Origin of the sequence: Klebsiella sp. RC2 (assembly GCF_014192815.1) — a bacterium.
Classification (GTDB): Bacteria; Pseudomonadota; Gammaproteobacteria; order Enterobacterales; family Enterobacteriaceae; genus Klebsiella; species Klebsiella variicola.
Map to the genome: position 1 here is coordinate 315777 of NZ_JACHYL010000004.1, position 25135 is coordinate 340911.

27 protein-coding genes are annotated in these 25135 nt (G+C 56.1%); 16 read left to right on the plus strand and 11 right to left on the minus strand.

Features of this window, described 5'->3' with window-relative positions:
- Positions 1-156 precede the first annotated feature (156 nt).
- The 5 genes from rfaD to FHW76_RS15125 are packed head-to-tail and all read left to right on the plus strand — an operon-like array spanning position 157 to position 5186.
- Positions 157-1089: an ADP-glyceromanno-heptose 6-epimerase gene (gene rfaD, locus FHW76_RS15105; RefSeq protein ID WP_008806849.1), complete on the plus strand. Its 933-nt coding sequence runs from the start codon at positions 157-159 to the stop codon at positions 1087-1089.
- 8 nt (positions 1090-1097) lie between these two features.
- On the plus strand, positions 1098-2156 hold the full coding sequence (gene rfaF, locus FHW76_RS15110; RefSeq protein WP_008806848.1) for an ADP-heptose--LPS heptosyltransferase RfaF: 1059 nt from the start codon (positions 1098-1100) through the stop codon (positions 2154-2156).
- Positions 2157-2159: 3 nt separating this feature from the next.
- Positions 2160-3131, plus strand: a complete 972-nt coding sequence (gene rfaC / locus FHW76_RS15115) for a lipopolysaccharide heptosyltransferase RfaC (RefSeq protein WP_071583273.1) — start codon at positions 2160-2162, stop codon at positions 3129-3131.
- Complete coding sequence (locus FHW76_RS15120) at positions 3131-4039, plus strand: sugar glycosyltransferase (RefSeq protein ID WP_012540313.1); 909 nt, start codon at positions 3131-3133, stop codon at positions 4037-4039. Before rfaC ends, FHW76_RS15120 begins: the two co-directional genes overlap by 1 nt.
- Positions 4017-5186 (plus strand): O-antigen ligase, encoded by a 1170-nt coding sequence (locus tag FHW76_RS15125; protein ID WP_022064893.1) that lies wholly within the window; start codon positions 4017-4019, stop codon positions 5184-5186. Before FHW76_RS15120 ends, FHW76_RS15125 begins: the two co-directional genes overlap by 23 nt.
- Positions 5187-5229: 43 nt before the next feature.
- Here the strand turns inward: FHW76_RS15125 and FHW76_RS15130 are convergent, their stop codons facing one another.
- Together FHW76_RS15130 and FHW76_RS15135 are read right to left on the minus strand one after the other, a co-directional pair.
- Positions 5230-6309, minus strand: coding sequence for a glycosyltransferase family 9 protein (locus FHW76_RS15130; RefSeq protein WP_055323287.1), 1080 nt, complete (start codon positions 6307-6309; stop codon positions 5230-5232).
- Positions 6310-6327: 18 nt separating this feature from the next.
- Positions 6328-7290, minus strand: a complete 963-nt coding sequence (locus FHW76_RS15135) for a polysaccharide deacetylase family protein (protein WP_012540311.1) — start codon at positions 7288-7290, stop codon at positions 6328-6330.
- Between the two features lie 111 nt (positions 7291-7401).
- On the opposite strand from FHW76_RS15135, the gene rfaQ reads away from it, so the two are divergent.
- The 7 genes from rfaQ to coaD all read left to right on the plus strand — a co-directional run bounded on the left by rfaQ (position 7402) and on the right by coaD (position 14336).
- Positions 7402-8478, plus strand: a complete 1077-nt coding sequence (rfaQ, locus tag FHW76_RS15140; RefSeq protein WP_012540310.1) for a putative lipopolysaccharide heptosyltransferase III — start codon at positions 7402-7404, stop codon at positions 8476-8478.
- The gene (locus tag FHW76_RS15145; protein WP_008806841.1) at positions 8475-9602 is read left to right on the plus strand and encodes a glycosyltransferase family 4 protein; all 1128 of its coding nucleotides are present in this window, start codon (positions 8475-8477) and stop codon (positions 9600-9602) included. The genes rfaQ and FHW76_RS15145 overlap by 4 nt, the downstream gene beginning before the upstream one ends.
- A gap of 2 nt (positions 9603-9604) precedes the next feature.
- Complete coding sequence (locus tag FHW76_RS15150) at positions 9605-10699, plus strand: glycosyltransferase (protein ID WP_012967059.1); 1095 nt, start codon at positions 9605-9607, stop codon at positions 10697-10699.
- 29 nt (positions 10700-10728) lie between these two features.
- A complete protein-coding gene (locus FHW76_RS15155; RefSeq protein WP_008806839.1) occupies positions 10729-11718 on the plus strand; it encodes a glycosyltransferase in 990 nt (329 codons plus the stop codon).
- A 91-nt stretch (positions 11719-11809) separates the two neighbouring features.
- The gene (waaA, locus tag FHW76_RS15160) at positions 11810-13084 is read left to right on the plus strand and encodes a lipid IV(A) 3-deoxy-D-manno-octulosonic acid transferase (RefSeq protein WP_008806838.1); all 1275 of its coding nucleotides are present in this window, start codon (positions 11810-11812) and stop codon (positions 13082-13084) included.
- Positions 13084-13854, plus strand: a complete 771-nt coding sequence (locus FHW76_RS15165) for a glycosyltransferase family 2 protein (protein ID WP_183476806.1) — start codon at positions 13084-13086, stop codon at positions 13852-13854. The genes waaA and FHW76_RS15165 overlap by 1 nt, the downstream gene beginning before the upstream one ends.
- Positions 13855-13856: 2 nt before the next feature.
- A complete protein-coding gene (gene coaD / locus FHW76_RS15170) occupies positions 13857-14336 on the plus strand; it encodes a pantetheine-phosphate adenylyltransferase (protein WP_008806836.1) in 480 nt (159 codons plus the stop codon).
- 131 nt (positions 14337-14467) lie between these two features.
- Here coaD and mutM read toward each other — a convergent pair whose 3' ends face one another.
- From mutM to radC, 4 genes are all read right to left on the minus strand, one after another.
- A complete protein-coding gene (gene mutM, locus FHW76_RS15175; protein ID WP_016161958.1) occupies positions 14468-15277 on the minus strand; it encodes a bifunctional DNA-formamidopyrimidine glycosylase/DNA-(apurinic or apyrimidinic site) lyase in 810 nt (269 codons plus the stop codon).
- Positions 15278-15412: 135 nt separating this feature from the next.
- A complete protein-coding gene (gene rpmG / locus FHW76_RS15180) occupies positions 15413-15580 on the minus strand; it encodes a 50S ribosomal protein L33 (RefSeq protein ID WP_002922510.1) in 168 nt (55 codons plus the stop codon).
- Between the two features lie 20 nt (positions 15581-15600).
- Positions 15601-15837 carry a 50S ribosomal protein L28 gene (rpmB, locus tag FHW76_RS15185; RefSeq protein WP_002436699.1) on the minus strand — a complete coding sequence of 79 codons (237 nt, stop codon included), beginning with the start codon at positions 15835-15837 and terminating at the stop codon, positions 15601-15603.
- Positions 15838-16053: 216 nt separating this feature from the next.
- Positions 16054-16719, minus strand: a complete 666-nt coding sequence (gene radC, locus FHW76_RS15190; protein ID WP_008806834.1) for a RadC family protein — start codon at positions 16717-16719, stop codon at positions 16054-16056.
- A 172-nt stretch (positions 16720-16891) separates the two neighbouring features.
- Here radC and coaBC point away from each other — a divergent pair, with 172 nt between their 5' ends.
- The 4 genes from coaBC to FHW76_RS15210 all read left to right on the plus strand — a co-directional run bounded on the left by coaBC (position 16892) and on the right by FHW76_RS15210 (position 20455).
- A complete protein-coding gene (gene coaBC / locus FHW76_RS15195; protein ID WP_080930203.1) occupies positions 16892-18106 on the plus strand; it encodes a bifunctional phosphopantothenoylcysteine decarboxylase/phosphopantothenate--cysteine ligase CoaBC in 1215 nt (404 codons plus the stop codon).
- Positions 18084-18542 carry a dUTP diphosphatase gene (gene dut / locus FHW76_RS15200; RefSeq protein ID WP_012540306.1) on the plus strand — a complete coding sequence of 153 codons (459 nt, stop codon included), beginning with the start codon at positions 18084-18086 and terminating at the stop codon, positions 18540-18542. The genes coaBC and dut overlap by 23 nt, the downstream gene beginning before the upstream one ends.
- 124 nt (positions 18543-18666) lie before the next feature.
- Positions 18667-19263 (plus strand): nucleoid occlusion factor SlmA, encoded by a 597-nt coding sequence (gene slmA, locus FHW76_RS15205; protein ID WP_008806831.1) that lies wholly within the window; start codon positions 18667-18669, stop codon positions 19261-19263.
- A gap of 175 nt (positions 19264-19438) precedes the next feature.
- Positions 19439-20455, plus strand: coding sequence for an SMP-30/gluconolactonase/LRE family protein (locus tag FHW76_RS15210; protein WP_072047567.1), 1017 nt, complete (start codon positions 19439-19441; stop codon positions 20453-20455).
- A 37-nt stretch (positions 20456-20492) separates the two neighbouring features.
- On the opposite strand, the gene pyrE is transcribed toward FHW76_RS15210, so the two are convergent.
- From pyrE to FHW76_RS15235, 5 genes are all read right to left on the minus strand, one after another.
- Positions 20493-21134 carry an orotate phosphoribosyltransferase gene (gene pyrE, locus FHW76_RS15215; RefSeq protein WP_008806829.1) on the minus strand — a complete coding sequence of 214 codons (642 nt, stop codon included), beginning with the start codon at positions 21132-21134 and terminating at the stop codon, positions 20493-20495.
- Positions 21135-21245: 111 nt separating this feature from the next.
- On the minus strand, positions 21246-21962 hold the full coding sequence (gene rph / locus FHW76_RS15220; protein ID WP_002922602.1) for a ribonuclease PH: 717 nt from the start codon (positions 21960-21962) through the stop codon (positions 21246-21248).
- Between the two features lie 95 nt (positions 21963-22057).
- Positions 22058-23197 carry an ABC transporter permease gene (locus FHW76_RS15225; protein WP_012540305.1) on the minus strand — a complete coding sequence of 380 codons (1140 nt, stop codon included), beginning with the start codon at positions 23195-23197 and terminating at the stop codon, positions 22058-22060.
- Positions 23184-24101: an ABC transporter ATP-binding protein gene (locus tag FHW76_RS15230; RefSeq protein ID WP_016161962.1), complete on the minus strand. Its 918-nt coding sequence runs from the start codon at positions 24099-24101 to the stop codon at positions 23184-23186. The genes FHW76_RS15225 and FHW76_RS15230 overlap by 14 nt, the downstream gene beginning before the upstream one ends.
- A complete protein-coding gene (locus FHW76_RS15235; protein WP_012967055.1) occupies positions 24094-25059 on the minus strand; it encodes an HlyD family secretion protein in 966 nt (321 codons plus the stop codon). Before FHW76_RS15235 ends, FHW76_RS15230 begins: the two co-directional genes overlap by 8 nt.
- Positions 25060-25135: the final 76 nt, after the last annotated feature.

Below are 25135 nucleotides of genomic sequence, written 5' to 3' on the forward strand. Positions count from 1 at the left end.
ACGAGATGATGCAGGCCTGAATGAATTATTTGCAGCATAAATCACGTCAGCCCAGCACCTTATTCTGCGAATGGCTGTAGGCTTGCTCATGTGGTGATATGATATGAGCATTCATGCCCGGATTGTCTTCGGGCTCCCAACTTCAAAGGTACAGTTATGATCATCGTTACCGGCGGCGCAGGCTTTATCGGCAGCAACATCGTTAAAGCGCTGAATGACAAAGGCATCACCGACATTCTGGTTGTCGACAATCTGAAAGACGGCACCAAGTTTGTGAATCTGGTTGACCTGAACATCGCTGACTACATGGATAAAGAAGACTTTCTGATCCAGATAATGGCGGGTGAAGAGTTCGGTGAAATCGAAGCGATCTTCCACGAAGGCGCGTGCTCTTCCACCACAGAGTGGGATGGCAAGTACATGATGGATAACAACTATCAGTACTCTAAAGAGCTGCTGCACTACTGCCTGGAGCGTGAAATCCCGTTCCTGTACGCCTCTTCCGCCGCCACCTACGGCGGGCGCACCAGCGACTTCATCGAGTCCCGTGAGTACGAACAGCCGCTGAACGTCTACGGCTACTCCAAATTCCTGTTCGACGAATACGTCCGCCAGATCCTGCCGGAAGCCAATTCGCAGATCGTCGGCTTCCGCTACTTCAACGTCTACGGGCCGCGCGAAGGCCACAAAGGCAGCATGGCGAGCGTCGCTTTCCACCTCAACACCCAGCTGAATAATGGCGAAAGTCCGAAACTGTTCGAAGGCAGCGACGGCTTCAAGCGCGACTTCGTCTACGTGGGCGACGTGGCAGACGTCAACCTGTGGTTCTGGGAAAACGGCGTGTCCGGGATCTTCAACCTTGGCACCGGCCGCGCGGAATCCTTCCAGGCGGTTGCCGATGCGACCCTGGCTTTCCATAAAAAAGGCAGCATTGAGTACATCCCGTTCCCGGACAAACTGAAAGGCCGCTACCAGGCATTCACCCAGGCCGATCTGACTAACCTGCGCAAAGCGGGCTATGACAAACCGTTCAAAACCGTTGCCGAAGGCGTAACGGAATATATGGCCTGGCTGAATCGGGATGCGTAAGAGATAACATGAAAATTCTGGTGGTAGGCCCGTCTTGGGTGGGCGACATGATGATGTCGCAAAGTCTTTATCGTACGCTCAGGGCGCGCTATCCCCAGGCGATTATCGACGTGATGGCGCCAGCCTGGTGCCGTCCGTTGCTATCGCGCATGCCGGAAGTGAATGAAGCGATCCCGATGCCGCTGGGCCACGGCGCGCTGGCTATCGGCGAACGCCGCAAGCTCGGCCACAGCCTGCGCGAGCGTCGCTACGATCGCGCTTACGTGCTGCCGAACTCGTTTAAATCGGCATTAGTCCCCTTCTTTGCCAACATCCCGCTGCGCACCGGCTGGCGCGGCGAGATGCGCTACGGCCTGCTCAACGACGCCCGGGTGCTGGACAAAGACGCCTGGCCGCTGATGGTGGAACGCTACGTGGCGCTGGCCTACGACAACGGCGTGATGCGCTGCGCCAAAGATCTGCCGCAGCCGCTGCTGTGGCCGCAGCTGCAGGTCAACGATGGCGAAAAATCACAGGCCTGCAACGCCTTTAATCTCTCAAACGAGCGGCCGATCATCGGCTTCTGCCCCGGCGCGGAATTCGGTCCGGCCAAACGCTGGCCGCACTATCACTATGCTGCGCTGGCGAAAAAGCTTATCGACGATGGCTATCAGATTGCGTTATTCGGCTCGGCGAAAGATAACGAGGCCGGCAAAGAGATCATCGCCGCCCTCAGCAGCGAGCAGCAGGCCTGGTGTCGTAATCTGGCGGGTGAAACCCAGCTGGAGCAGGCGGTCATTCTGATCGCCGCCTGTAAAGCTGTAGTGACTAACGATTCGGGGCTGATGCACGTCGCCGCCGCGCTGGACCGCCCGCTGGTGGCGCTGTATGGCCCGAGCAGCCCGGACTTCACCCCGCCGCTGTCGCATAAAGCGCGGGTTATCCGCCTGATTAGCGGCTACCACAAGGTGCGCAAAGGCGATGCCGCGGAAGGCTATCATCAGAGCCTGATCGACATCACCCCAGAACGCGTCCTGCAAGAGCTGAACGAACTGTTAGCGGAAAAAACCGAGCACGAGGAAGCGTAACGGATGCGGGTATTGATCGTAAAAACCTCGTCCATGGGCGACGTGCTACACACGCTGCCCGCGCTAACCGACGCTGCGCAGGCCATCCCCGGCATTCGCTTCGACTGGGTGGTTGAAGAGGGTTTCGCGCAGATCCCCTCCTGGCATGAAAGCGTCGAGCGGGTGATCCCGGTGGCGATTCGCCGCTGGCGTAAAGCCTGGTTTTCCGCGCCGATTAAAGCGGAGCGTCAAGCCTTCCGCGAGGCCGTTCAGGCGGTAAAGTATGACGCCATCATCGACGCCCAGGGGCTGGTGAAAAGCGCCGCGCTGGTTACTCGCCTGGCGCACGGCGTCAAGCACGGTATGGACTGGCAAACGGCCCGCGAGCCGCTGGCCAGCCTGTTTTACAACCGCCGCCACCATATCGCGAAACAGCAGCACGCGGTGGAGCGTACCCGCGAGCTGTTCGCCAAAAGCCTTGGCTACGCGAAACCCCAGACCCAGGGGGATTACGCCATTGCGCGCCATTTCCTGCAGCACGAGGCTAGCGCTGCCGCGCCCTATCTGGTGTTTCTGCACGCCACCACCCGCGATGATAAGCACTGGCCGGAAACCCGCTGGCAGGAGCTTCTCGATCTGCTGGCCGACAGCGGCGTCCGCATTAAGCTGCCGTGGGGCGCCCCGCACGAAGAGGCGCGGGCAAAACGACTGGCGGAAGGCCGGGAGTATGTTGAAGTGCTGCCGCGCATGAGCCTTGAGCAGGTGGCGCAGGTTCTGGCCAGCGCCCGGGCTGTCGTCTCGGTCGATACCGGACTGAGTCATTTGACCGCCGCGCTGGATAAACCGAACTTCACGCTCTACGGCCCGACCGATCCGGGGCTGATTGGCGGATACGGTAAAAACCAGCATATCGTCAGGCCGGAAAACAGCACCAGCACCAGCGATATTCCGGCCAGCCGGGTTCATCTTCTCCTGCAAAATCAGGGGCTGCGCTGATGGGATCCCTGTTTAAACAGATCTACCGCTATACGCGCCCTCGCGCTTATCGCCACAATGAAAATCTGTGGCCTTTTACCCGTATTACGCGCGCGCCAAGCGGCGAAATCAGCGCGTTACGCTATAAAGGGAAAACGGTGCCGCTGGTCAGCCTGAGCGCGCTGAAAAACAGCATGCAGGGCGAAGTCCTGCTGACCGCCACCGGCCCCTCAACCCGCAATATCGATTTTTCCCTGTTGTCGAAAACGATCCCGGTGATGGGCGTCAATGGCGCCTGGCATCTTGCCGACCGGCTGCACTTTTCGCTCTATACCATCGTCGACATGGAATTTTTCGATAAGAAGCCTGATATTATCCGCGCCATTGTCAGCCAGCCGGAGATTCTGCTGTTCACCACCATGCACGGGATCGCCAAAATCCTCGATCGCTATGGGGACGCACTACGCTGCCGTTTGGCGTTGATTGAGGACGGTTGCTATAAGATTTACCAGCCGAAAGTCGCCAGCGAAGCGATAAAGCGCACTTACCAGCAGAATGCGGCGATGTGCTTTCATCCTCAGCGCCCGGATATCTGTTTTAGCACCGATATTCGCCAGGGCATCTTTGATGCCGGCACGGTGGTCTACTGGGCGCTGCAAATTCTCGCCTGGCTGGGCTTCAATACTATCCTGGTGAGCGGCCTGGATATGACCAACTTTAACCAGCCGCGATTCTACGAAACACAACAAGAAAAATTGCCTTCTTACCTGGCAACAAAAGTGGATACCCTCGTCATGCCCTCCTTTGCGCATGCCGCGCAGGTACTGCAGCAACGTCAGATTCGGGTGATTAATTTTTCCCCAGAAAGCGCTGTGCCGGATACTATCTTCGAAAAGGTTGCGTTTAATGAGTACTTTAAAAGTGAGTAACTTCGCCAGACAGGGTTACTCGATTGTCTTTCCTTTGTTTTTATTTTTCAGCGCGATTTTTTGCATGTCCACCCGGACCAATAATCTGCTGCATTTATCGATCCTGCTGCTATTGCTGTCGCTGGTACGCCAGGAAAACCGCCAGGCGCTGGCCGGGGTGTTACGCGAGCAGTGGCAGACCTGGACGCTGCTGGCAGCTTTCTTTATCTATTACGCCCTCAGTAACCTGTGGGGACATACGCCACAGCATATTGACTCGCCGATCACCCACGGCGTGTATCTGACGGGGTATCTGTTGCTGATGACGATGCTGCTCAGCGACGAACGAACCCGCCGCCTGGCCATGCTGGCGGTGGTTGGCGGGATCACCGTGCTCTCCCTGTGGACGCTGATTATCGACCATACGCTGGTCCTCACCGAACGAGCGGTCTCCCCCGAGAACCCCGGACCAACGAACGTTATCGACCTTGCCGGTTACTGCGGCATCGGCATTTTAATCTGCGGCATGCTACTGAAAGAAAAAGCCAGCCACTGGCTCTATCTGCCGGTGGTCATCATGCTGGTGATGCTGCTGCTCACCCAAAGCCGTGGGCCGATCATCGCCCTGGTGCTGGCGGTCGGCTGCACGTTGCACCTGCACGTCTTCACCCGCCGCAACCTGCTGATCGCCGCGGCGCTGGCTGTGCTGGTTGCGCTGCTTTTGGTCATGACGCCGGTGGGCGACATGCTGCTCGCCCGTTTCGAGGAGCTTGGCACCCAAAGCGGGCTGCGCCTGAGCATCTGGCACCATACGCTGTCGGAGATGGCCAGCCAGCCGTGGCTGGGGCGCGGTTTCAGCTATGAACTGGATTTCATCAACTACAGCGGCGAGCACATCACCACCACCCACAGCGTGTATATGGGCGCCCTGCTGAAAGGCGGCATCCTGGGGTTACTGCTGCTGCTGGCGGTCATTGCCTGCGGGCTATGGCAGGCGTGGCGCAAGCGCCACACCGACAGCCGCTACAGTCTGGCGATCCTGTTTTACGCGCTGGTGTTTATGGCCTCGCAGGGGATGTTTATCATCAGCAACCCCCGGGAAACCTGGGTGCTGTTCTGGCTGCCGCTGGGCATCGCGCTCAGCAAAGGGCTGGCGGAAAAACGCTAACAAAAAGGGCCGTCAGCGGCCCTTTTTTATATTCACTTTTAAATCAACTGCGGGCGGCGACCAGCCGGTCGGCCTGCTCTTTAATCACGGGCCACACCGACTCAATCGCCACATCGGCGACATTCGCTTCTTCACAGACGATCTGTTTCGCCTTGTCATAGCCCGGCGCCCAGATGTGATAGCCGGGCAGCCCGGTATCCTTGAGTTTGCGCTTGTTATAGACCGCCACCATCGGTTTATCGAAGGCCCGGGCGATGTGCACGATCGAGGTGTCTGGCGTAATGACTAAATCACAGCTGCGGATCACTTCGACGGCGGAGTTGATGGTGCTGTCGGCGATATACAGCGCCATATCCAGCTCCAGCTGGCGGATTTTCTCACTACGCCCCACCATCACGATACAGACCCGGTAAGGTAGGGCGCGTAACCGCTCGACCAGGGTCGCCACCTGGTGACGACAGAAGTCTTTATCCTCGGACGCGGTAAAAGGGTTAATGGCGATACGCAGTTCGACCTCTCCGGCCTGGGAAAGCAAGCGAGCCACTTTCTCCCGCTCATGGCGGCAGCCGGGGAGATGATAGTGATACGGGTGGTCGTCAACGATGCCAAACAGTTTCACCACCTGTTTATAGCGCTGGGAAATATGGCTGTTGCTGTCAAAAAAAGCGATCGAATGATCGTAAAGTTTATATTGATCTTTATTAAAACCAATCACGCTGGCCGCCCGTAAATCGGCGAGTAATTTAAAGCGTTCATAGCTGGTGACGTCATCAAAATCGATAACTGCATCAAAACCTACCGCCCGCAACGTATTTAAGGACATGCGCGGCCGATATAAATATACTTGCTGAATGAATTCTGAGCCTGCTAATATTTCGCAGCATATTGGTCCGGTTAACACCGAAACCTGATATCCCCGTTCGGCCAGTATTCTGGCGCAGCCGGTCGTGACCACCATATCCCCGACTTTATCGTCCAGGCGCAATAGCAGTACGCGGCGGACAGCCGCTGGGTCGAAGGCTTTACGCGCCGGCTTATTTCTGTATCGATAGTTAATTAAATTAAATTTAATGCCGCGGAAAAAAGCATTCTTTTTCCGCGTTAATTGTTTAAGGATACGCATACGGTACCTTGAGCTGTGTTAGCGCTGTGTGATTTTCCGCTGGTAATATTCTGCCAACGTCATGCCCTTCACCTGCGGCGCCAGCCAGCTAAAAAAGGCTTCAAGGTCAGCGTATAAACGCTCAATATCCCGTTCATTCTGGAACGTGGGGCTGCCGCCGGGCATATACTCTGAAGAGTGGAGCATATATTCCACGTAGTCATTGCCCTGCGTCAACGTTTGTTCGACGACTTTTTTCATCGTCTCCACGTTGCCGCCCATCGGACGCAGCCAGTGTACGGAGGGGGAACGCACTTTACCCCGCAGGCGATCGTAGCCCTGCTTCACGCTGTTCATCCACGCTGAGTGCTTGTACTGAATGCTCATCGGCACTTCCAGCAGCGGAGAGTGGCCTTCGCGGCTGATATCATTTTCATCGAGAAAATAGGCATGCTGCGGGAAGCGGCGATAATCGGTCCCGCCATCGCCCTGCGGCGCTCCCTTGGCGGTCTTCCAGTTCACCCGCGGGGTCACCGAGCAATCCACCTGATAACCGTGCTCCACCAGCAGACGCGCATAGCGCTCGTCAAAGGCCCAGCGCCCGGCGCGATGGCTGACCATTTTAGTCTGGAAAGTATCCTCCAGCAGATGCGTCATATAGTCGACCTTCTCACGCATCATGGCATCGCTGTATTCAATGAGATAAGGCTTATGCCGCCAGTCATCGGCGGTCAGCGGCTCGGTCGGCGGGCTGTTCCACGCATGCAGATGCATGCCGACTTCCGCGGTGCCGCGGGCAATCACGTCTCTGGCGAATTCGATATAAAAGGGGTCGATGGCCATTTCATAGTTGGTCAAATAGACCGGTTTAAAGCCATACTTTTCGCAAAGCTGCTGAAAACGCGGGAGATAACGCGCATTCTCGGTGGTGATGCTGTCATGTTTTTGCCAGAGGTTATCGCCCTCTGTATCAATCGTGATGAGAAATGCGGGATTGTGCACGAAAACGTCCTCAGGCCATACGTATCGGGTCATGGTAGAGCAATACAACGCTTCTCTCAATCTGTCTGATCCCCTAGAATCGGAACCCTTATCCTGGATGAAGAACAGAGTATGACGCCTGAAACCCTCTCCCGCGGCCCGTTGAACCCGGCGCGGATCCTGGTCATTAAGCTGCGCCATCATGGCGACATGCTGCTGATCACGCCGCTTATTCACGCGCTGAAACAGCAGTATCCCGCCGCCAGCGTGGATGTGCTGCTGTATGAAGAGACCCGGGATATGCTCGCCGCCAACCCCGATATCCATCATATTTATGGTCTCGATCGCCGCTGGAAAAAGCAGGGAAAAAGGCATCAGTTGAAGATGCAATGGCAGCTCATTCAGACGCTGCGTCAGCAGCGATACGATATGGTGCTTAACCTTGCTGACCAGTGGCCGAGCGCGATTATCAGCAAACTGACCGGCGCCGCGACGCGGATTGGTTTTGATTTTCCGAAGCGCCGCCACCCGGTCTGGCGCTATTGCCACACCGCGCTGGCCTCCACCCAACAGCACAACCAGCTGCATACGGTACAGCAGAATCTCTCTATTCTCGCTCCGCTCGGTCTCCCGTTGAACGACGCGCCGGCGCGGATGGGCTACAGCGAAGCAGACTGGGCCACCAGCCGCGCCCTGCTGCCGGAGGAGTTCCGGGAAAACTACATCGTCATCCAGCCAACGTCGCGCTGGTTCTTTAAATGCTGGCGCGAAGATCGTATGAGTGCGCTGATCAACGCGCTGTCTGCCGAGGGGTACGCGGTGGTGCTCACCTCCGGCCCCGACGATCGAGAGAAGAAGATGGTGGACACCATCATCGCCGGTTGCCCGCAGGCGCGTCTGCACTCTTTAGCCGGCCAGTTAACGCTGCGCCAGCTGGCGGCGGTGATCGATCACGCCCGCCTGTTTATCGGCGTCGACTCGGTGCCGATGCATATGGCTGCGGCGCTCGGCACTCCGCTGGTCGCCCTGTTCGGCCCCTCGAAGCTGACCTTCTGGCGTCCGTGGCAGGCGAAAGGCGAGGTGATCTGGGCCGGCGACTTCGGTCCGCTACCCGACCCGGATGACATCAACACCAACACCGAAGAACGTTATCTCGATTTAATTCCTACCGACGCCGTGATCGCGGCGGCGAAAAAGGTACTGGCATGAGTAAATTCAGGCTGGCTCTGGTGCGGCAGAAGTACCGCCCGGACGGCGGCGCAGAACGGTTTGTCTCCCGCGCGCTGGAAGCCCTCGACAGCAGTCATCTGCAGCTGAACGTCATCACCCGCGAATGGCAGGGGCCGGTGAAACCGGACTGGCAGATCCATATCTGTAATCCGCGCAAATGGGGGCGCATCAGCCGCGAGCGCGGCTTTGCCAACGCCGCGCGCGCGCTCTGGCAGCGCGAGTCTTTCGACCTGGTGCAGAGCCATGAACGTATTCCCGGCTGCGATCTCTACCGCGCTGGCGATGGCGTTCATCGCCGCTGGCTGCAGCAGCGCTCGCGCATTTTACCGGCCTGGAAAAGCCGCCTGCTGTTCGCCGACCGTTATCATCGCTACGTCATGCAGGCGGAGCGCGAGATGTATGAAGACTCACACCTGCGCGGGGTGATCTGCAACGCCGAGATGATCAAGCGCGAAATTATCGAAGACTTTGGCCTGCCGGCGGAGAAGATCCACGTTATTTATAACGCCATTGATAACCAGCGTTTTCTACCGCCGGGCGAAGACACCTTTGCCGCCTTACGCGCCAAATGGCAGCTACCGCTGCAGGCAACCTGCCTGATTTACGTCGGCTCCGGCTTTGAGCGCAAGGGACTGGCGGCGGCAATCCGCGCCATCGCCCCCACCGATCGCTATCTGCTGGTGGTTGGCAAAGATAAGGATCAGCCGCGCTATCAGGCGCTGGCGAAGAGTCTCGGCTGCGAAGCGCGGGTGCGCTTCTTCGGCATGCAGTCGGAGACGCTGCCCTTCTATCAGATGGCCGATGGTCTGCTGCTGCCCACCCTCTACGATCCGTTCCCCAACGTCATTCTCGAAGCGATGGCCTGCGGTCTGCCGGTGATCACCACCACCGGCTGCGGCGGGGCGGAGTTTATCGTCGACGGCCACAACGGTTACGTCTGCGACGCCCTGGATATCCCGGCGCTGCAGCAGGCGGTGATGGCCCTGCCTGCCCGCGCGCTGGGCTCCGCGCAAGGCGGTCGCGCCCGCGAGCGCATCATGGCCTGCACCAGCGAGCGACTCTCAACCCAGCTGCTTTCTCTTTATCAGGATCTGGTGAAATAACGATGCGCATCTTATTTGTGATTGACGGTTTACCCGGCGGCGGCGCGGAAAAAGTGGTCCTGACCCTGGCAGCACAGTTCCTGCGCGACGGCGATCGGGTGTCGCTCATTTCGCTGCGCGATGTCTGCGAGTATCCGTTGCCCGAGGGTCTCGACTATCAGGTGGTGGCCGATCGCTGCCGTAAACCGTGGCGCAAGCTGACCGAGCTGTCCCGCCGCGCCCGCCAGCTGGACGCCGCGGTCATCCGGGCCGAACAGCAGGGGCAATTTGACCTCGTGCTTTCCAACCTGCACAAAACCGACCGCATCGTCGCCCGCAGCCGGGCGCTGCGCGAGCGTAACGTCTGGTTCTGCCTGCACGGCGTATTCTCTGCCTCCTATCTCGGGCACCGCACCGGCTTTGACCGCTGGATGAAGCAGCAGAAAATTAAGCGAATTTACCAGGGTCGCAACGTGGTGGCGGTTTCCGACGCCGTGGGACGCGATCTGGTGGAAGCCTTCGCCCTGCGTCCGGCACAGCTGAAAACTATCTACAACCCCTTCGATATCGCCACTCTGCGCGCCGAGGCGGAAGCCGACAGTGAGCGACCGGCCGGTGACTATCTGATTCACGTCGGCCGCTTCCATCCGGGCAAACGCCACGACCGCCTGCTCGAAGCCTATGCGCAAAGCGGCATTGACGCGCCGCTGGTGCTGTTAGGCCAGGGAAAACCGGAGCAAGAGCAGCGCCTGCGCCAGCTGGCCAAAACGCTGCAGGTTGACGATCGGGTGTGGTTCAAGGGTTTTCAGAAAAACCCCTTACCGTGGATCAAAGGCGCACGGATGCTGGTTTTAAGCTCCGATAGCGAAGGATTCGGCAATGTGGTGGTGGAAGCGCTGCTGTTGCATACGCCGGTTGCCAGCACCCGCTGCCCCGGCGGCGTCACCGAGATCCTCACCGGCGAACTTGCCCGCGGTCTGGCGGATCTGACCAGTCCGGCGCTGGCTCAGACGATGCAAAGCATTTACCATAACCCGCCGACTATCGACGACGCCGCGCTGGAAAAATTCAGCGTCGTGTCCATTTGTCAGCAGTACCGTCAGTTGCAGCGCACCTGACGCCGTTAGTTAACCAGGATCGAAGATTTATGAGTCAAACGCCTTTATTGAGCATCGTGGCTGCCGTCTACAACGGTGAGAAATTTCTTGCGCAGTTCTTTGAGTGCCTTGAACAGCAGCAGCTGGAAAGCTATGAACTGATCCTGGTGAACGATGGTTCGACAGACAACAGCCTGGCGGTGATCGCCGAATGGCGGGATCGGCTGCAGAACGTCCAGGTACTGGAGCAGGAAAACCAGGGCGTCTCGGTCGCGCGCAATACCGGCCTCGCCGCCGCCAGCGGCAAATATCTGGCGTTTCCGGATATCGACGACAAACTCTATCCGGGCATGTATCGCACGCTGCTGGAGATGGCCGAGAAAGAACATCTCGATATCGCGACCTGCAACGGCACCTACGTGTATGAAAAGCGCCGCGAGAGCCACCCGATCTTCCCGCTGGATCGCCTGCCCTCGACCGGCGTGCTGCCGGGTCATGTCTGGCTCAAGCAGGCCCTGGACTCGCGGAAGTTTCTACACGTCACCTGGCTCAACATCTATCGCCACGACTTTATCCGCCAGCACCACTTCCATTTCGAGCCCGGCCTGCGCCATCAGGATATCCCGTGGACGACAGAGGCGCTGCTGGCCGCGGAGCGCGTGCAGTACACCAGCCAGCAGTTCTATGATTACTACATCCACTCTGAGTCGGTGTCGCATAAGCCGGACAACGACGACACGCTGATGCGTTCGGCGCGCCACTATATGAAGATTCTGGAGATGCTGGAGGCGATCAACCAGCGCTACCCGGATAAAGTGCGCCATATCGCCGCCTGTCGCTGGCAGATCGCCAAAGAAGGCCTGGGGATCATCCACACCTTCGACAGCATGAAAGATGAGTCGAAAAAGCATGTTATTATTAAAGAATTCTTCGACCGCGGTATCTGGCGGTTAATCTGGAAAAACGCCTGTACTTTCCGTTTACGCTGGCGCCTGGGACGCCGTTATCTGCGTATTAAGCGTTATCGCCACGCGGTATAGACCAAAAACCCGCTGTTTCCGCCAAAGAGATAGCTTTACGCGGGCTAAATGCTTAGAATTTGCCCGCCAAAACAGAGAACGGATAAATAGTTTGGAATTGCTTTATACCACCCTACTTTACCTTATTCAGCCGCTGGTGTGGCTGCGGCTGCTGCTGCGCAGTCGTAAGGCTCCTGCCTATCGTAAACGCTGGGCGGAACGCTATGGCTTCTGTCAGAACAAGGTAGAGCCGGATGGCATTCTGCTGCACTCCGTTTCCGTCGGAGAAACCCTGGCCGCCATTCCGCTGGTTCGCGCTCTGCGCCACCGCTACCCTTCGATGCCGATCACCGTCACCACCATGACGCCGACCGGCTCCGAGCGCGCCATGTCGGCGTTCGGCAAAGATGTCCATCACGTCTATCTGCCCTACGATCTGCCCGGCGCCATGAACCGCTTCCTGAATACCGTTCAGCCGAAGCTGGTTATCGTGATGGAAACCGAGCTATGGCCGAATATGGTGGCCGCGCTGCATAAGCGTAAGATCCCGCTGGTGATCGCCAACGCCCGCCTTTCTGAACGTTCCGCCAAAGGCTATGCCAAACTGGGCGGTTTTATGCGCCGCCTGTTAAGCCGTATTACACTTATCGCCGCGCAGAATGAAGAGGATGGCAACCGCTTCCTTGCTCTCGGACTGAAGCGCAACCAGCTGGCGGTCACCGGAAGTCTGAAATTCGATATCTCCGTCACCCCGGAGCTGGCGGCCCGCGCGATTACGTTGCGCCGCCAATGGGCGCCACACCGCAAGGTCTGGATTGCCACCAGCACTCACGACGGCGAAGAACAAATCATCCTGCAGGCGCATAAAAAACTGCTGGAGACCTTCCCGAACCTGCTGCTGATCCTCGTTCCCCGGCATCCGGAGCGCTTCCCCGACGCGCGTGAGATGGTGCAAAAGGCCGGAATGAGCTTTACTCTGCGCAGCACCGGCGAGATCCCCTCCTCCAGTACCCAGGTGGTGATTGGCGATACCATGGGTGAACTGATGCTGCTCTACGGCATTGCCGACCTCGCCTTCGTTGGCGGCAGCCTGGTGGAGCGCGGCGGCCATAACCCGCTCGAGCCGGCGGCGCATGCCATTCCGGTGCTGATGGGGCCGCATACCTTCAACTTCAAAGATATCTGCGCCAAGCTGCAGCAGGATGATGGCCTGATCACGGTCACCGACGCCGACTCGCTGGTCAGGGAAGTGTCCACGCTCCTGACCGATGAAGACTACCGCCTGTGGTATGGCCGTCACGCGGTGGAAGTGCTGCACCAGAACCAGGGCGCGCTGTCGCGTCTGCTCAAGTTACTGCAACCTTACATGCCGCAACGGAGTCATTAATGTCGAACCGGCTTTCCGTGGTGATGATCGCCAAAGATGCAGCGGACCTGCTGCCGGATTGTCTGGACTCCGTTAGCTGGGCAGATGAAATCATCGTCCTCGACTCTGGCAGTACCGACATCACCGTCGAGCTGGCCCGCCGCCTCGGCGCCCAGGTCTATACCCATACCGACTGGCGAGGCTATGGTATTCAGCGCCAGCGCGCGCAGGACTATGCCACCGGCGACTGGGTGTTGATGATCGATACCGATGAGCGCGTCACGCCAGAACTCAGGCAGGCTATTCTTAAGGTGCTGGCAGCGCCGCAGCGCGGCGCTATCTACAGCATCGCTCGTCGCAACTACTTTCTCGGACGCTTTATGCGCCACAGCGGTTGGTATCCCGATCGCGTGCTGCGCCTGTACGAACGCGCCCGTTACCGCTATAACGATAATCTGGTCCATGAATCGCTGGATAGCCTGGGCGCAGAGGTCATTCCGCTAACCGGCGATCTCCTGCATCTGACCTGCCGCGACTTCGCTGGCTTCCAGCAAAAACAGCTGGCGTATGCTGCCGCGTGGGCGCTTGAGCGCCACCGCAAGGGCAAGAAGACCTCGATGGCGGGCATTTTCAGCCATACCCTGGGCGCGTTCCTGAAAACGCTGCTGCTGCGCGGTGGGGTGCTGGACGGTAAGCAGGGCTGGTTACTGGCGATGGTCAACGCGCAGTATACGTTTACGAAATATACCGAGCTGTGGGCGCTGAGCCACGGCTACTCGGAGAAAGGGTAATCATGAGCACAAAAGCGATCTATCCGGGTACCTTTGATCCCATCACCAACGGTCATATCGACATTGTCACCCGCGCGGCGAGCATGTTCGATAAAGTGGTGCTGGCTATCGCCGCGAGCCCGAGCAAAAAGCCGATGTTTACCCTCGACGAGCGTATCGCGCTGGCCACTCAGGCAACAGCGCATCTGGTTAACGTGGAGGTTATCGGCTTTAGCGACCTGATGGCCAGTTTCGCCCGCGCGCAGCAGGCCAATATTTTAATTCGCGGCCTGCGGGCGGTGGCGGATTTCGAGTATGAGATGCAGCTGGCCCACATGAACCGCCACCTGATGCCAACGCTGGAAAGCGTGTTCCTGATGCCGTGCAAAGAGTGGTCGTTTATCTCTTCCTCACTGGTGAAGGAAGTGGCGCGTCACCAGGGCGACGTTTCTCATTTCCTGCCAGCTAACGTCCACCAGGCGCTGTTGAATAAGCTGAAGTAACGCATCAGCTGGGGCATGAGCCACGCAGGCTGGCGCTGCACTGCGCCGCCCATCCACACCGGCTCTGTCCCGGTCTTTGTGCCAGGTGGCGCTACGCTGACCTGGCCTACAAACCTTCCTGTTCCTGAGAACTACTTCTGGCACTGACGGCAATAAAAGGTCGCCCGCTGGGCATGTTTGGTCCCGACAACCGGCGTGCCGCAGAGCCGGCACGGTTCGCCCTTGCGGCCATAGACCTGCAGCTCCTGGGCAAAATAGCCCGGCTTGCCATCGCTTTGCAGGAAATCCTTCAGCGTGGTGCCGCCCTGCTCTATCGAACGCAGCAGGACCAGCTTAATCACTTTCACCAGCTGCTCACACTCTTCCCGCGACAGTGAAGAAGCCAACCTGTCGGGATGGATCCCGGCCGAGAACAGCGACTCGCTGGCGTAGATATTGCCGACCCCTACCACCAGCTTGTTATCCATCAGCCAGGGTTTGATCGCAGTTTTTTTCTTCGCGCATTTCTGCTGAAGATAGTCGGCGTTAAATTCATCGCTGAGCGGCTCCGGGCCAAGGTGGGCCAGTACCGGATGGTCTTCCAGCGTTTTGGTCCACAGCCAGGCGCCAAAGCGGCGCGGATCGGTATAGCGCAGCACCTTGCCATTACTCATGACCAGGTCAACGTGATCGTGTTTTTCGGCCGGTAGCTCTTCGCTCAGGATACGCAGGCTTCCCGACATCCCGAGATGAACGATGATCCAGCCGTCCGGCAGTTCCAGAAGCAGGTATTTGGCACGACGCCGCACGCTGAGTACCGGAACGTCGCTCAGGCGATAAATCTCTTCGGAAACCGGCCAGCGCAGCCGTCCATTGCGCACAATGGCGTGCAGAATAGTTGCGCCAACCAGGTGCGGCTCGATGCCGCGGCGGCTGGTTTCAACCTCTGGTAATTCAGGCATGATTTTCCTCCATTTACCCGACGTATTGTGCTTCACGGACAGGTGACTGAAAAGGGAGTATGTGAAAGCAATATGGGGGAGTTTTAAAAACAAAAAACCCCGCCGAAGCGGGGTTTTTATACAAGGAGGCTAAAATTATTTGATTTTAGCTTCTTTGTAGATAACGTGCTGACGTACAACCGGATCGTACTTTTTCAGTTCCATTTTTTCCGGTTTGGTACGCTTGTTCTTCGTGGTGGTATAGAAGTGACCAGTACCAGCGGAAGAAACCAGCTTGATTTTCTCACGAATACCTTTAGCCATGATTTATTTCCTCTAAGTACTTAGTACTTTTCGCCACGGGCACGCAGTTCAGACAGAACTGTATCGATGCCTTTCTTATCGATTACACGCATACCTTTAGCAGATACGCGCAGGGTGACAAAACGCTTCTCGCTCTCAACCCAGAAACGGTGAGAGTGCAGGTTCGGCAGGAAACGGCGTTTAGTCGCGTTCAGTGCGTGGGAACGGTTGTTACCGGTCACCGGACGCTTGCCAGTAACTTGGCAGACTCGGGACATGTCTATTCTCCAAAAATCAAATTAGCTCGAGCTTCGTATGGGGTATTGGCGCCTCGTCAGGCTTTACAGCCTGGTCATCGCAGTTCAATGTGAACTCTCGACTGCCAGGCCCAAATGCCAAACCCGAGATTCTCAAAGGTGGCGTAGTATACGCTGACTCGGCGATGTGCTCAAGTCCCGAACAGACAAAGATCCCGAAGGATCGCCAGTTCGGGGCTAAATCCAGCCACGCTCGGCAAAAGATACATACGCACCGCGGCCGATAACCAGATGGTCAAGCACGCGTATCTCCATGAATCGACAACATTTTACCACCCTTTCGGTAATCAGCCTGTCTGCCTGGCTCGGCTCCGGACTACCGGAGGGATGATTATGCGCAAGGATCACGGCGGCAGCGTTCACTTTGATGGCTTCGCGTACAATTTCTCGCGGATGCACCTCAACGTGGCTAAGAGTACCAGAAAAAAGGCGACTATGTTTCAACACCCGGTTCTGATTATCTAAAAAGATCACCATAAAGATCTCGCGCTCTTCTTCCGTAAGCTGGCTTTGTAAAAATTCCCGCGTCGTCGAGGGACTGACCAGCGCAGCCTCCTCGACCAGCTGTGAGCTAAAATAGCGTCGCGCCAGCTCGGCAATACCCTTCAGTTGCGCATATTTCGCCAGTCCCAGTCCATCCACGGCAATCAGCTGCGCTTTATCCGCGGAAAGCAGAGCGTAGAGCGAGCCAAAACGCTGCAGTAACGCCTGCGCATAGCCGAGCACATCCTGACGACGCGTGCCGACGCGCAGAAACAGCGCCAGCAGCTCAACATCCGTTAGCGCTTCGATGCCGTACTGCAACATCTTTTCTCGTGGCATCAGATTTTCCGTTTCGTCCATGCGCCCTCCTGGGTGAATTTGCCTATCCTGGCACAGCCTGACGGCGCTGCCGACCCACTGCTTTTCACCCTGCGTAGCCGCTCGCAAAGTGAATGCCCACCAGAGGCACGACGACGACAGGATTGTGATAAGATGCGCGGATTCTGGTCTACGGCAACAGGAAGACATCATGATGACTCTGGCGGGTAAAAAAATCGTCCTGGGCGTCAGCGGCGGTATCGCGGCGTATAAAACCCCGGAACTGGTGCGCCGACTGCGCGAACGCGGCGCGGAGGTGCGTGTCGCGATGACGGAGGCGGCAAAAGCGTTCATCACCCCACTCAGCCTGCAGGCGGTATCCGGCTATCCGGTTTCCGACAGCCTGCTCGATCCGGCGGCGGAAGCGGCCATGGGCCATATTGAGCTCGGGAAATGGGCCGACCTGGTGATCCTCGCCCCGGCAACCGCTGATTTAATCGCCCGCGTGGCGGCCGGCATGGCCAACGACCTGGTGTCGACGATCTGTCTTGCCACCCCTTCCCCGGTTGCCGTGGTGCCCGCCATGAACCAGCAGATGTATCGCGCGCAGGCCACCCAGCAGAATCTGCAGACGCTGGCTTCCCGCGGCCTGCTGCTGTGGGGACCGGACAGCGGCAGCCAGGCCTGCGGCGACGTCGGCCCGGGGAGAATGCTCGATCCGTTAACCATCGTGGAGATGGCCGCGCAGCATTTCGCCTCCCCTGTCAAAGATTTGCAACATCTCAACCTCATGATTACCGCGGGCCCGACCCGTGAGCCGTTGGATCCGGTGCGTTACATCAGCAACCACAGCTCAGGCAAAATGGGCTTCGCGATTGCCGCCGCCGCCGCGCAGCGGGGCGCGAACGTGACCCTGGTCAGCGGCCCGGTATCACTACCGACACCGTCGTTTGTGCAGCGCATTGATGTCACTACCGCACTGGAAATGGAAGCCGCCGTCCAGGCCGGCGCTCAGCAGCAGCATATTTTTATTGGCTGCGCCGCAGTGGCGGATTACCGCGCCGCCGTCATCGCCGAAGATAAAATTAAAAAACAAGGTGATGAATTAACAATAAAAATGATTAAAAACCCGGATATCGTGGCCGGGGTTGCGGCGCTAAAAGCCCATCGCCCTTACGTCGTTGGGTTTGCCGCCGAAACGAATAATGTGGAAGAATATGCGCGGCAAAAACGTGCCCGCAAAAACCTCGACCTGATTTGCGCTAACGATGTTTCTCAGCCTGATCAGGGCTTTAATAGCGATAACAACGCATTACACCTTTTCTGGCAGGATGGGGAAAAGCGCTTACCACTTGAGCGCAAGGAACTCCTGGGCCAATTATTACTCGACGAGATCGTGACCCGTTATGATGAAAAAAATCGACGTTAAGATTCTGGACCCGCGTGTCGGCCAGCAATTTCCGCTGCCGACCTATGCCACCTCCGGCTCCGCCGGACTTGACCTGCGAGCCTGTCTCGACGACGCCGTAGAGCTGGCGCCGGGTGCAACCACGCTGTTGCCGACGGGCCTTGCGATTCATATCGCCGATCCCTCTCTGGCGGCGGTAATTCTGCCACGCTCCGGCCTGGGCCATAAGCATGGCGTAGTACTGGGCAATCTGGTGGGCCTCATCGACTCCGATTACCAGGGGCAACTGATGGTGTCCGTCTGGAACCGCGGTCAGCAGAGCTTTATTATCGAGCCGGGCGAACGTATCGCGCAGATGGTCTTTGTGCCGGTCGTGCAGGCGGAATTTAACCTGGTGGAAGAGTTTGACGCCACCGACCGCGGCGAAGGCGGCTTCGGTCACTCAGGGCGTAAATAAGCCCAGCAACACGGAACCTGCATCCCAACGCGCATAACGCAATAACATCACCGCAAACTCCGGTTTGCGGTCGCGTTGTGGATGTCTGCCTGACAAGTGCTTATTTTCAGGGGTATTTTAAAACATGGCAGAAAAGCAAACTGCGAAACGGAATCGTCGCGAAGAAATACTTCAATCTCTGGCGCTCATGCTGGAATCCAGCGATGGTAGTCAACGTATTACCACCGCGAAACTGGCGGCTTCCGTCGGCGTCTCCGAAGCCGCGCTGTATCGCCATTTTCCCAGCAAAACCCGCATGTTTGACAGCCTGATCGAGTTCATTGAAGACAGTCTGATTACGCGCATCAATTTGATTTTGAAAGATGAAAAGGACACGACCGCGCGCCTGCGCCTGATCGTTCTGTTGATTCTTGGGTTTGGCGAGCGTAATCCTGGGCTGACGCGTATCCTCACCGGGCACGCGCTGATGTTCGAACAGGACCGGCTACAGGGCCGCATCAACCAGCTTTTTGAGCGCATCGAAGTGCAGCTGCGTCAGGTGATGCGCGAGAAAAAAATGCGTGAAGGCGAAGGCTACACCCTCGACGAAACCCTGCTGGCCAGCCAGCTGCTGGCCTTCTGCGAGGGTATGCTGTCGCGCTTTGTGCGCAGCGAGTTCAAATATCGTCCGACGGATGATTTCGAGGCCCGCTGGCCGCTGGTCGCCGCACAGCTGCAGTAAATCCTCACATGCAGCCGCCAGGCTGCATGATTCTCCTCGCAATCTGCGTAAGTTTGTTGCAAATCCCAGGGCCATTGGTTGAATTGCCCAATGCGCGTTTCCGCTTTCCTTTCCTACTATCCAGCTTGCTGATCGTTTCACCCTCCCCCAACACCACCCGACAAGGAGAGATTTGATGGCGACGTCACGGCGGGATTTATTGAAGATAGGCGGGTTGGCAACCGCATCGCTACTAGTCAGTCAAAAAAGCTTCGCAGCATGGGCCCCTTCTGAACGCTATCCTGACCCACGCATCGTGGCCGTCGATGACAGCTTTCGTCGCTATATGCTTGCCAGCGCAAAGGTTGAACGCATCGCCAGCGGCTTCCGTTGGGCGGAAGGCCCGGTCTGGTTCGGCGACATGCGAATGCTGCTGTGGAGCGACATTCCGAATAACGCCATCATGCGCTGGGATGAAATCAGTGGAGAAACCAGCGTCTTTCGCTACCCGGCCAATTATAGCAATGGCCACGCCCGCGACAGACAGGGGCGCTTAATCAGTTGCGAGCACGACACCCGCCGCATTACGCGTACCGAATACGATGGATCTGTCACCGTACTGGCCGATAGCTACCAAGGTAAGCGCCTCAATTCCCCAAACGATATCGTTGTGAAGTCAGACGGTACCATCTGGTTTACCGACCCGCCATTTGGCATCAGCGGCTTTTACGAAGGCCACAAAGCAACGCCAGAATTGCCGCAAAACGTCTATTGCTTGGAGCCGGAAAGCCGCAAACTAAGCGTGGTATTGGGCGACATAAAAGGGCCAAATGGTTTGTGTTTCTCGCCGGACGAAAAGACCCTGTACGTGGTGGAAAGCCGGGCGACACCGAACCGCTTAATTCTGGCGTGGGACGTGGAAGGCAATACGCTGAAAAATAAACGGGTGTATCTCGACTGTGGCAACGGTACCGCCGATGGGATCGCCTGCGACGCAGACGGCAATCTGTGGTGCGGATGGGGAAGCGGAAACGAAGAACTCGACGGCGTGCGGATCTTTAACCCTCAGGGTAAGCATATCGGCACCATTCAACTGCCGGAGCGCTGCGCGAACTTGTGTTTTGGCGGCGAACAGCGCAATCTGCTGTTTATGGCGTCCAGTACGTCAATCTATTCGCTGTACGTCAATGCGCAGGGCGCTAAGCTGGTATAGAGGAAATATCCGGCAGCCGAGGCTGCCGGATGCATCATCAGATGCCGTAGGCTTCACGATAGGCGCGAACTGACGCCAGATATTCCGCCATCTCGGGTTTCTCTTCCAGATAAGCGATCAGCTCTTTCAGAGTGATGATTGAGATCACCTGGCAGCCGTAATCCCGCTCCACTTCCTGAATAGCGGAGATCTCGCCGCGGCCGCGCTCCTGACGATCCAGGGAGATCAGTACGCCCGCCAGCTGGGCGCCCTGGGCCTGGATAATCTCCATGGATTCGCGGATCGCCGTACCGGCGGTGATCACGTCATCCACCAGCATCACACGCCCCTGCAGCGGGCTACCGACCAGGTTGCCGCCTTCGCCGTGGGTTTTTGCCTCTTTGCGGTTAAAGCAGTAAGGCAGATCGCGGTCATGATGCTCGGCTAACGCCACCGCGGTGGTGGTGGCGATCGGAATACCTTTATAGGCCGGGCCAAACAGCAGGTCGAACTCAATCCCGGAATCCACCAGCGCCTCGGCATAAAAACGGCCCAGCAGTGCCAGATCGCGCCCGGTGTTAAACAGGCCGGCGTTGAAGAAATAGGGGCTCTTGCGCCCGGATTTCAGCGTGAACTCGCCAAACTTAAGAACCTGCTTGCTAAGCGCAAACTCAATAAACTGGCGCTGATACGGCTTCATGGATTCGCTCCTTTTGGTACTTTCATCATTGTCAGACTACGCGCTCATCCTTCGCAGGTGTAATGAAGGATGAAGCGCAAAAAAAAGGCGACTTCTCAGTCGCCTTAATCATTAATTTTCTAACGCCGCCTTCTGCGTCGTGATAATGGATTCGATCCCCCCTCGGGCTAACGCCAGGAGAGTGAGGAGCTCTTCATGGGTGAACGGCTCGCCTTCTGCCGTCCCCTGCACCTCAATAATGCGGCCATCTTCGGTCATCACCACGTTCATGTCGGTTTCCGCTGCGGAATCTTCGATGTACTCCAGATCGCAAATGGCTTCGCCGTTAACGATACCAACGGACACCGCGGCAACCATCCCCTTCATTGGGTTGGTTTTCAGCTTGCCGGCTGCCACCAGTTTGTTTAGCGCATCGGCCAGCGCCACGCAGGCTCCGGTAATCGACGCCGTACGGGTGCCGCCATCGGCCTGCAGCACATCGCAGTCGAGGGTGATGGTGAATTCACCCAGCGCTTTCAGGTCAACCGCCGCGCGCAGCGCGCGAGCGATCAGACGCTGAATTTCCATCGTCCGGCCGCCCTGCTTGCCTTTTGCTGCTTCACGCGCGTTACGCGTGTGCGTTGAGCGCGGCAGCATGCCATATTCAGCGGTGATCCAGCCCTGCCCCTGTCCTTTCAGGAAACGCGGAACGCCTTCGTCAATGGAAGCGGTGCACAACACTTTGGTATCACCGAATTCGACCAGCACGGAGCCTTCAGCGTGTTTTGTGTAATTACGGGTCAGGGTGACGGGACGCACCTGATTAGCGCTACGGCCTGCTGGACGCATGATAGAAATCTCCGGCTTGAAACGAATGTGGGGCGCATTATACGAATTTCATGGCGAAAAGCCTATGCCAACACGTGCCGGGCACGCACATAATGTCAGTCCAGTGTTTTACGATAAGATTTCAACCCCACGCCAATCACTATCACCGCCAGGCCGATCAGTGGCAAAAGGTCGGGTAATAATGCCATCGCAGAATAGCCTTTCAGCATGATGCCCTTAACCAGTCGGATGAAATAGGTCAGCGGTAAACAGGAGCCAATGGCTTTCGCCCAGTCAGGCATACTAATAAAGGGGCTGATAAAGCCGGAAAGCATAATGGAAGGAATAAAGTAAAATGACGACATTTGCAGCGCCTGCAGTTGGTTTTGTGCCAGGCCAGAAATACCAATGCCAATTGACAGGCAGAGGAAAACATATATTAACAGCACAAAAAAAAGCAGAAAAACGCTACCATGAAGGGGAATATCGAACAATAGCACAGCGGCAATCAGAATTAACGTCGCCTGGAACAAACCGATGACAACAAAAGGCGTTATCTTCCCGACAATGACCTCAAACCCGGTCAAAGGAGAGACCAGTAAATTTTCTAACGCCCCGTTTTCTCGCTCACGGGTAATAGACAGGGCGGTCATCAGGATCAAGGTGGTACTGAGTATCGATCCCATAATACCTGGAATAGTATTAAACTGGGTAATCCCCTCAGGGTTAAACATCCGATGGATAATAAGCTCGAAATCATCCTCTTTTTGCGAGACACGCATGTCGCCCGGCAAATCGTGTTGAAACATCGATTTCGCCACCTGTACAAGGGCACTTAGCGCATTCCCCGTGGTTATCGGATCGATGGCATCCCCCTGAATTAACAGCTGAGGCTTTTCTCCACGCAGCATCTTGCGCGTAAACCCCTCAGGAATTGTCACGATAAAAGTGACATCTCCCCGAACGAAAGCTTTCTGCGCCGCCTCTTCTGAATCGACAGGAATCATTGAAAAATACCCTGTATTTTGCGCTTCCGTCACAAAAATATGACTCATGCGTTCGGTATCGTAATTTAATAACGCGGTAGGAAGATTATGGGGATCCATATTGATCGCATAGCCAAGAATGATCAGCTGAAAAATAGGTGTCAGGAGCACCATACTAATGCTGACTTTATCACGACGTAATTCGTGGATTTCCTTAATAACCACGCCGATCCAACGGGTAAAGGAGAAGCTTAAATTAATTTTTTTCACAATCGTTTTTCATCAAGTAGGTAAATGCATCTTCCAGATTGGTAGCCACCTGACAGAACTCATAGCCCTGTTGTGTAAATGCAAAAAGCGTGGACTTTAATTTGGCTTCATCTCTGGAAGTAATATAAAGCTGATTGCCAAAAATGACCGTTTGCTCAATATCCGGCAAGCGTTGTAGCTGGTTTTCAAGCAGCGTCAGACCGGTGCCACTGGTTCGCATGGTGATCAGATTCTGGGACGCGATAATCGACGAAATAGTGCCATTCGCCAACAGACGGCCATAAGACAGATAGGCAACCTTATGGCAGCGCTCGGCCTCATCCATATAATGCGTGCTCACCAGGATTGAGATCCCTCTGTCCGATAACTGATGCAGCATTTGCCAGAACTCTCGCCGCGCTTTCGGATCCACGCCGGCGGTTGGTTCATCGAGAAACAACAAAACGGGTTCATGCAACATGCAAGCGGCGAGGGCCATTCTTTGCTTCCAGCCGCCAGAAAGCTCCCTGGCCTGCTGATGCTGTCGGGTAGTGAGGCCTAACTCTGAAAGCGCACGTTCAACCCGGGCTTTACGTTGGTCGAGGCTATACAACCGCGCGATAAAAAGTAAGTTTTCCCGGATGGTTAAATTTCCCCACATTGAGAAATACTGGGTCATATAACCTATCTTTTTTTTTATTTTTTCCCGCTGCGTAAAGATGTCCATGCCCAGACAAGAGCCTTCACCTGAATCCGGGGTAATCAAACCACACATCATCCGAATCGATGTTGTTTTCCCGCTACCGTTCGGCCCAAGAAAACCATAAATTTCGCCTTTGGCCACCTGCAAAGAGAAATCCTTTACGACGTGATGCTCACCAAAATACTTATTGAGATTTTTTACATCAATACAAAGATTATTCATTACCAATAACCTCCACATCAAACGGCTGGCCGATTTTCATCCGCTCAGCCTGCTTCCGGGCAGGAACAGCCTCAGCCATAAAAATGAGTTTCTCCCGGCGTTTCGTACTATAAATAACCGGAGGCGTAAATTCCGCTTCAGGACTGATGTAGTTAATCACGCCAGCAATGGGCTCAGCGCAACCATCGCATATCAGTTTTACCTTAGTTCCGATTTTAAATTTACCAAGCATCGCCTCGGGTATAAAAAAGCGTACTTTTATATTCTCAGGAGGTAACAGACTAATTATTGGTCTGCCGGCAGTGGGCCGTTCCCCGGCACGATAAATAATATCGAAGACTTTAGCATTGACCGGAGAAACAATCGTCGTTTGCTGGACATCCCAAAGCGCCTTGTCACGTTCGAGTTTTGCCGCGGCCACCATCGAGAGCTGTTTGCTAATCTCATCCTGACGGGCAGGCAGTTGCCGCGCTTTGAGTTGATTAATTAACTCTTCAACCTGCGCGCCTTTTTGCGTTAACTCATCCCGGATATCCTCCCATTCTGCGAGCGAGATGGCGCGACTGGCGTAAAGATTACGATACCGCTCAAGCTGACGCTTTACCTGGGATTCCGCCGATCGTGCTTTTTTAATCTGGGCACGAATAATATCCAGCTCTTCAGGCCGCTCTCCCGACTCCAGATTTCGCAATAATGCGCTCTCTGCAGAAAGTTTTTCCTCAGCTCGCAGGAAAATATTTTGCGCATCAAAGGACTCAATCTTCACTAACTCTTGTCCAGGCGTGACATTATCTCCTTTCTTAATGAATAGCTGTTCAATTTTTGCAGTGGAAGAATAAGAAAGATAGACAAATTCGCCATGTGAATAACCAGATAACCTGTTCTCCGGTTTGTTATCACACCCCGTTATCATCAGCATCGCTATCACAACAATAAATATATTTACTGGCTTTTGCATTAAAACGCATCCGTACGCATAGAGTTTTTCATTACTGATTTCTGGATTGAATTATTCTCATTCCAAACCCTAACGT

Coding starts and splice junctions, on each gene's coding strand:
- rfaD (WP_008806849.1), top strand. CDS start 157: ATGATCATCGTTACCGGCGGCGCAGGCTTTATCGGCAGCAACATCGTT.
- rfaF (WP_008806848.1), top strand. CDS start 1,098: ATGAAAATTCTGGTGGTAGGCCCGTCTTGGGTGGGCGACATGATGATG.
- rfaC (WP_071583273.1), top strand. CDS start 2,160: ATGCGGGTATTGATCGTAAAAACCTCGTCCATGGGCGACGTGCTACAC.
- FHW76_RS15120 (WP_012540313.1), top strand. CDS start 3,131: ATGGGATCCCTGTTTAAACAGATCTACCGCTATACGCGCCCTCGCGCT.
- FHW76_RS15125 (WP_022064893.1), top strand. CDS start 4,017: ATGAGTACTTTAAAAGTGAGTAACTTCGCCAGACAGGGTTACTCGATT.
- FHW76_RS15130 (WP_055323287.1), bottom strand. CDS start 6,309: ATGCGTATCCTTAAACAATTAACGCGGAAAAAGAATGCTTTTTTCCGC.
- rfaQ (WP_012540310.1), top strand. CDS start 7,402: ATGACGCCTGAAACCCTCTCCCGCGGCCCGTTGAACCCGGCGCGGATC.
- FHW76_RS15145 (WP_008806841.1), top strand. CDS start 8,475: ATGAGTAAATTCAGGCTGGCTCTGGTGCGGCAGAAGTACCGCCCGGAC.
- FHW76_RS15150 (WP_012967059.1), top strand. CDS start 9,605: ATGCGCATCTTATTTGTGATTGACGGTTTACCCGGCGGCGGCGCGGAA.
- FHW76_RS15155 (WP_008806839.1), top strand. CDS start 10,729: ATGAGTCAAACGCCTTTATTGAGCATCGTGGCTGCCGTCTACAACGGT.
- FHW76_RS15165 (WP_183476806.1), top strand. CDS start 13,084: ATGTCGAACCGGCTTTCCGTGGTGATGATCGCCAAAGATGCAGCGGAC.
- coaD (WP_008806836.1), top strand. CDS start 13,857: ATGAGCACAAAAGCGATCTATCCGGGTACCTTTGATCCCATCACCAAC.
- mutM (WP_016161958.1), bottom strand. CDS start 15,277: ATGCCTGAATTACCAGAGGTTGAAACCAGCCGCCGCGGCATCGAGCCG.
- rpmG (WP_002922510.1), bottom strand. CDS start 15,580: ATGGCTAAAGGTATTCGTGAGAAAATCAAGCTGGTTTCTTCCGCTGGT.
- rpmB (WP_002436699.1), bottom strand. CDS start 15,837: ATGTCCCGAGTCTGCCAAGTTACTGGCAAGCGTCCGGTGACCGGTAAC.
- radC (WP_008806834.1), bottom strand. CDS start 16,719: ATGGACGAAACGGAAAATCTGATGCCACGAGAAAAGATGTTGCAGTAC.
- coaBC (WP_080930203.1), top strand. CDS start 16,892: ATGACTCTGGCGGGTAAAAAAATCGTCCTGGGCGTCAGCGGCGGTATC.
- dut (WP_012540306.1), top strand. CDS start 18,084: ATGATGAAAAAAATCGACGTTAAGATTCTGGACCCGCGTGTCGGCCAG.
- slmA (WP_008806831.1), top strand. CDS start 18,667: ATGGCAGAAAAGCAAACTGCGAAACGGAATCGTCGCGAAGAAATACTT.
- FHW76_RS15210 (WP_072047567.1), top strand. CDS start 19,439: ATGGCGACGTCACGGCGGGATTTATTGAAGATAGGCGGGTTGGCAACC.
- pyrE (WP_008806829.1), bottom strand. CDS start 21,134: ATGAAGCCGTATCAGCGCCAGTTTATTGAGTTTGCGCTTAGCAAGCAG.
- rph (WP_002922602.1), bottom strand. CDS start 21,962: ATGCGTCCAGCAGGCCGTAGCGCTAATCAGGTGCGTCCCGTCACCCTG.
- FHW76_RS15230 (WP_016161962.1), bottom strand. CDS start 24,101: ATGAATAATCTTTGTATTGATGTAAAAAATCTCAATAAGTATTTTGGT.
- FHW76_RS15235 (WP_012967055.1), bottom strand. CDS start 25,059: ATGCAAAAGCCAGTAAATATATTTATTGTTGTGATAGCGATGCTGATG.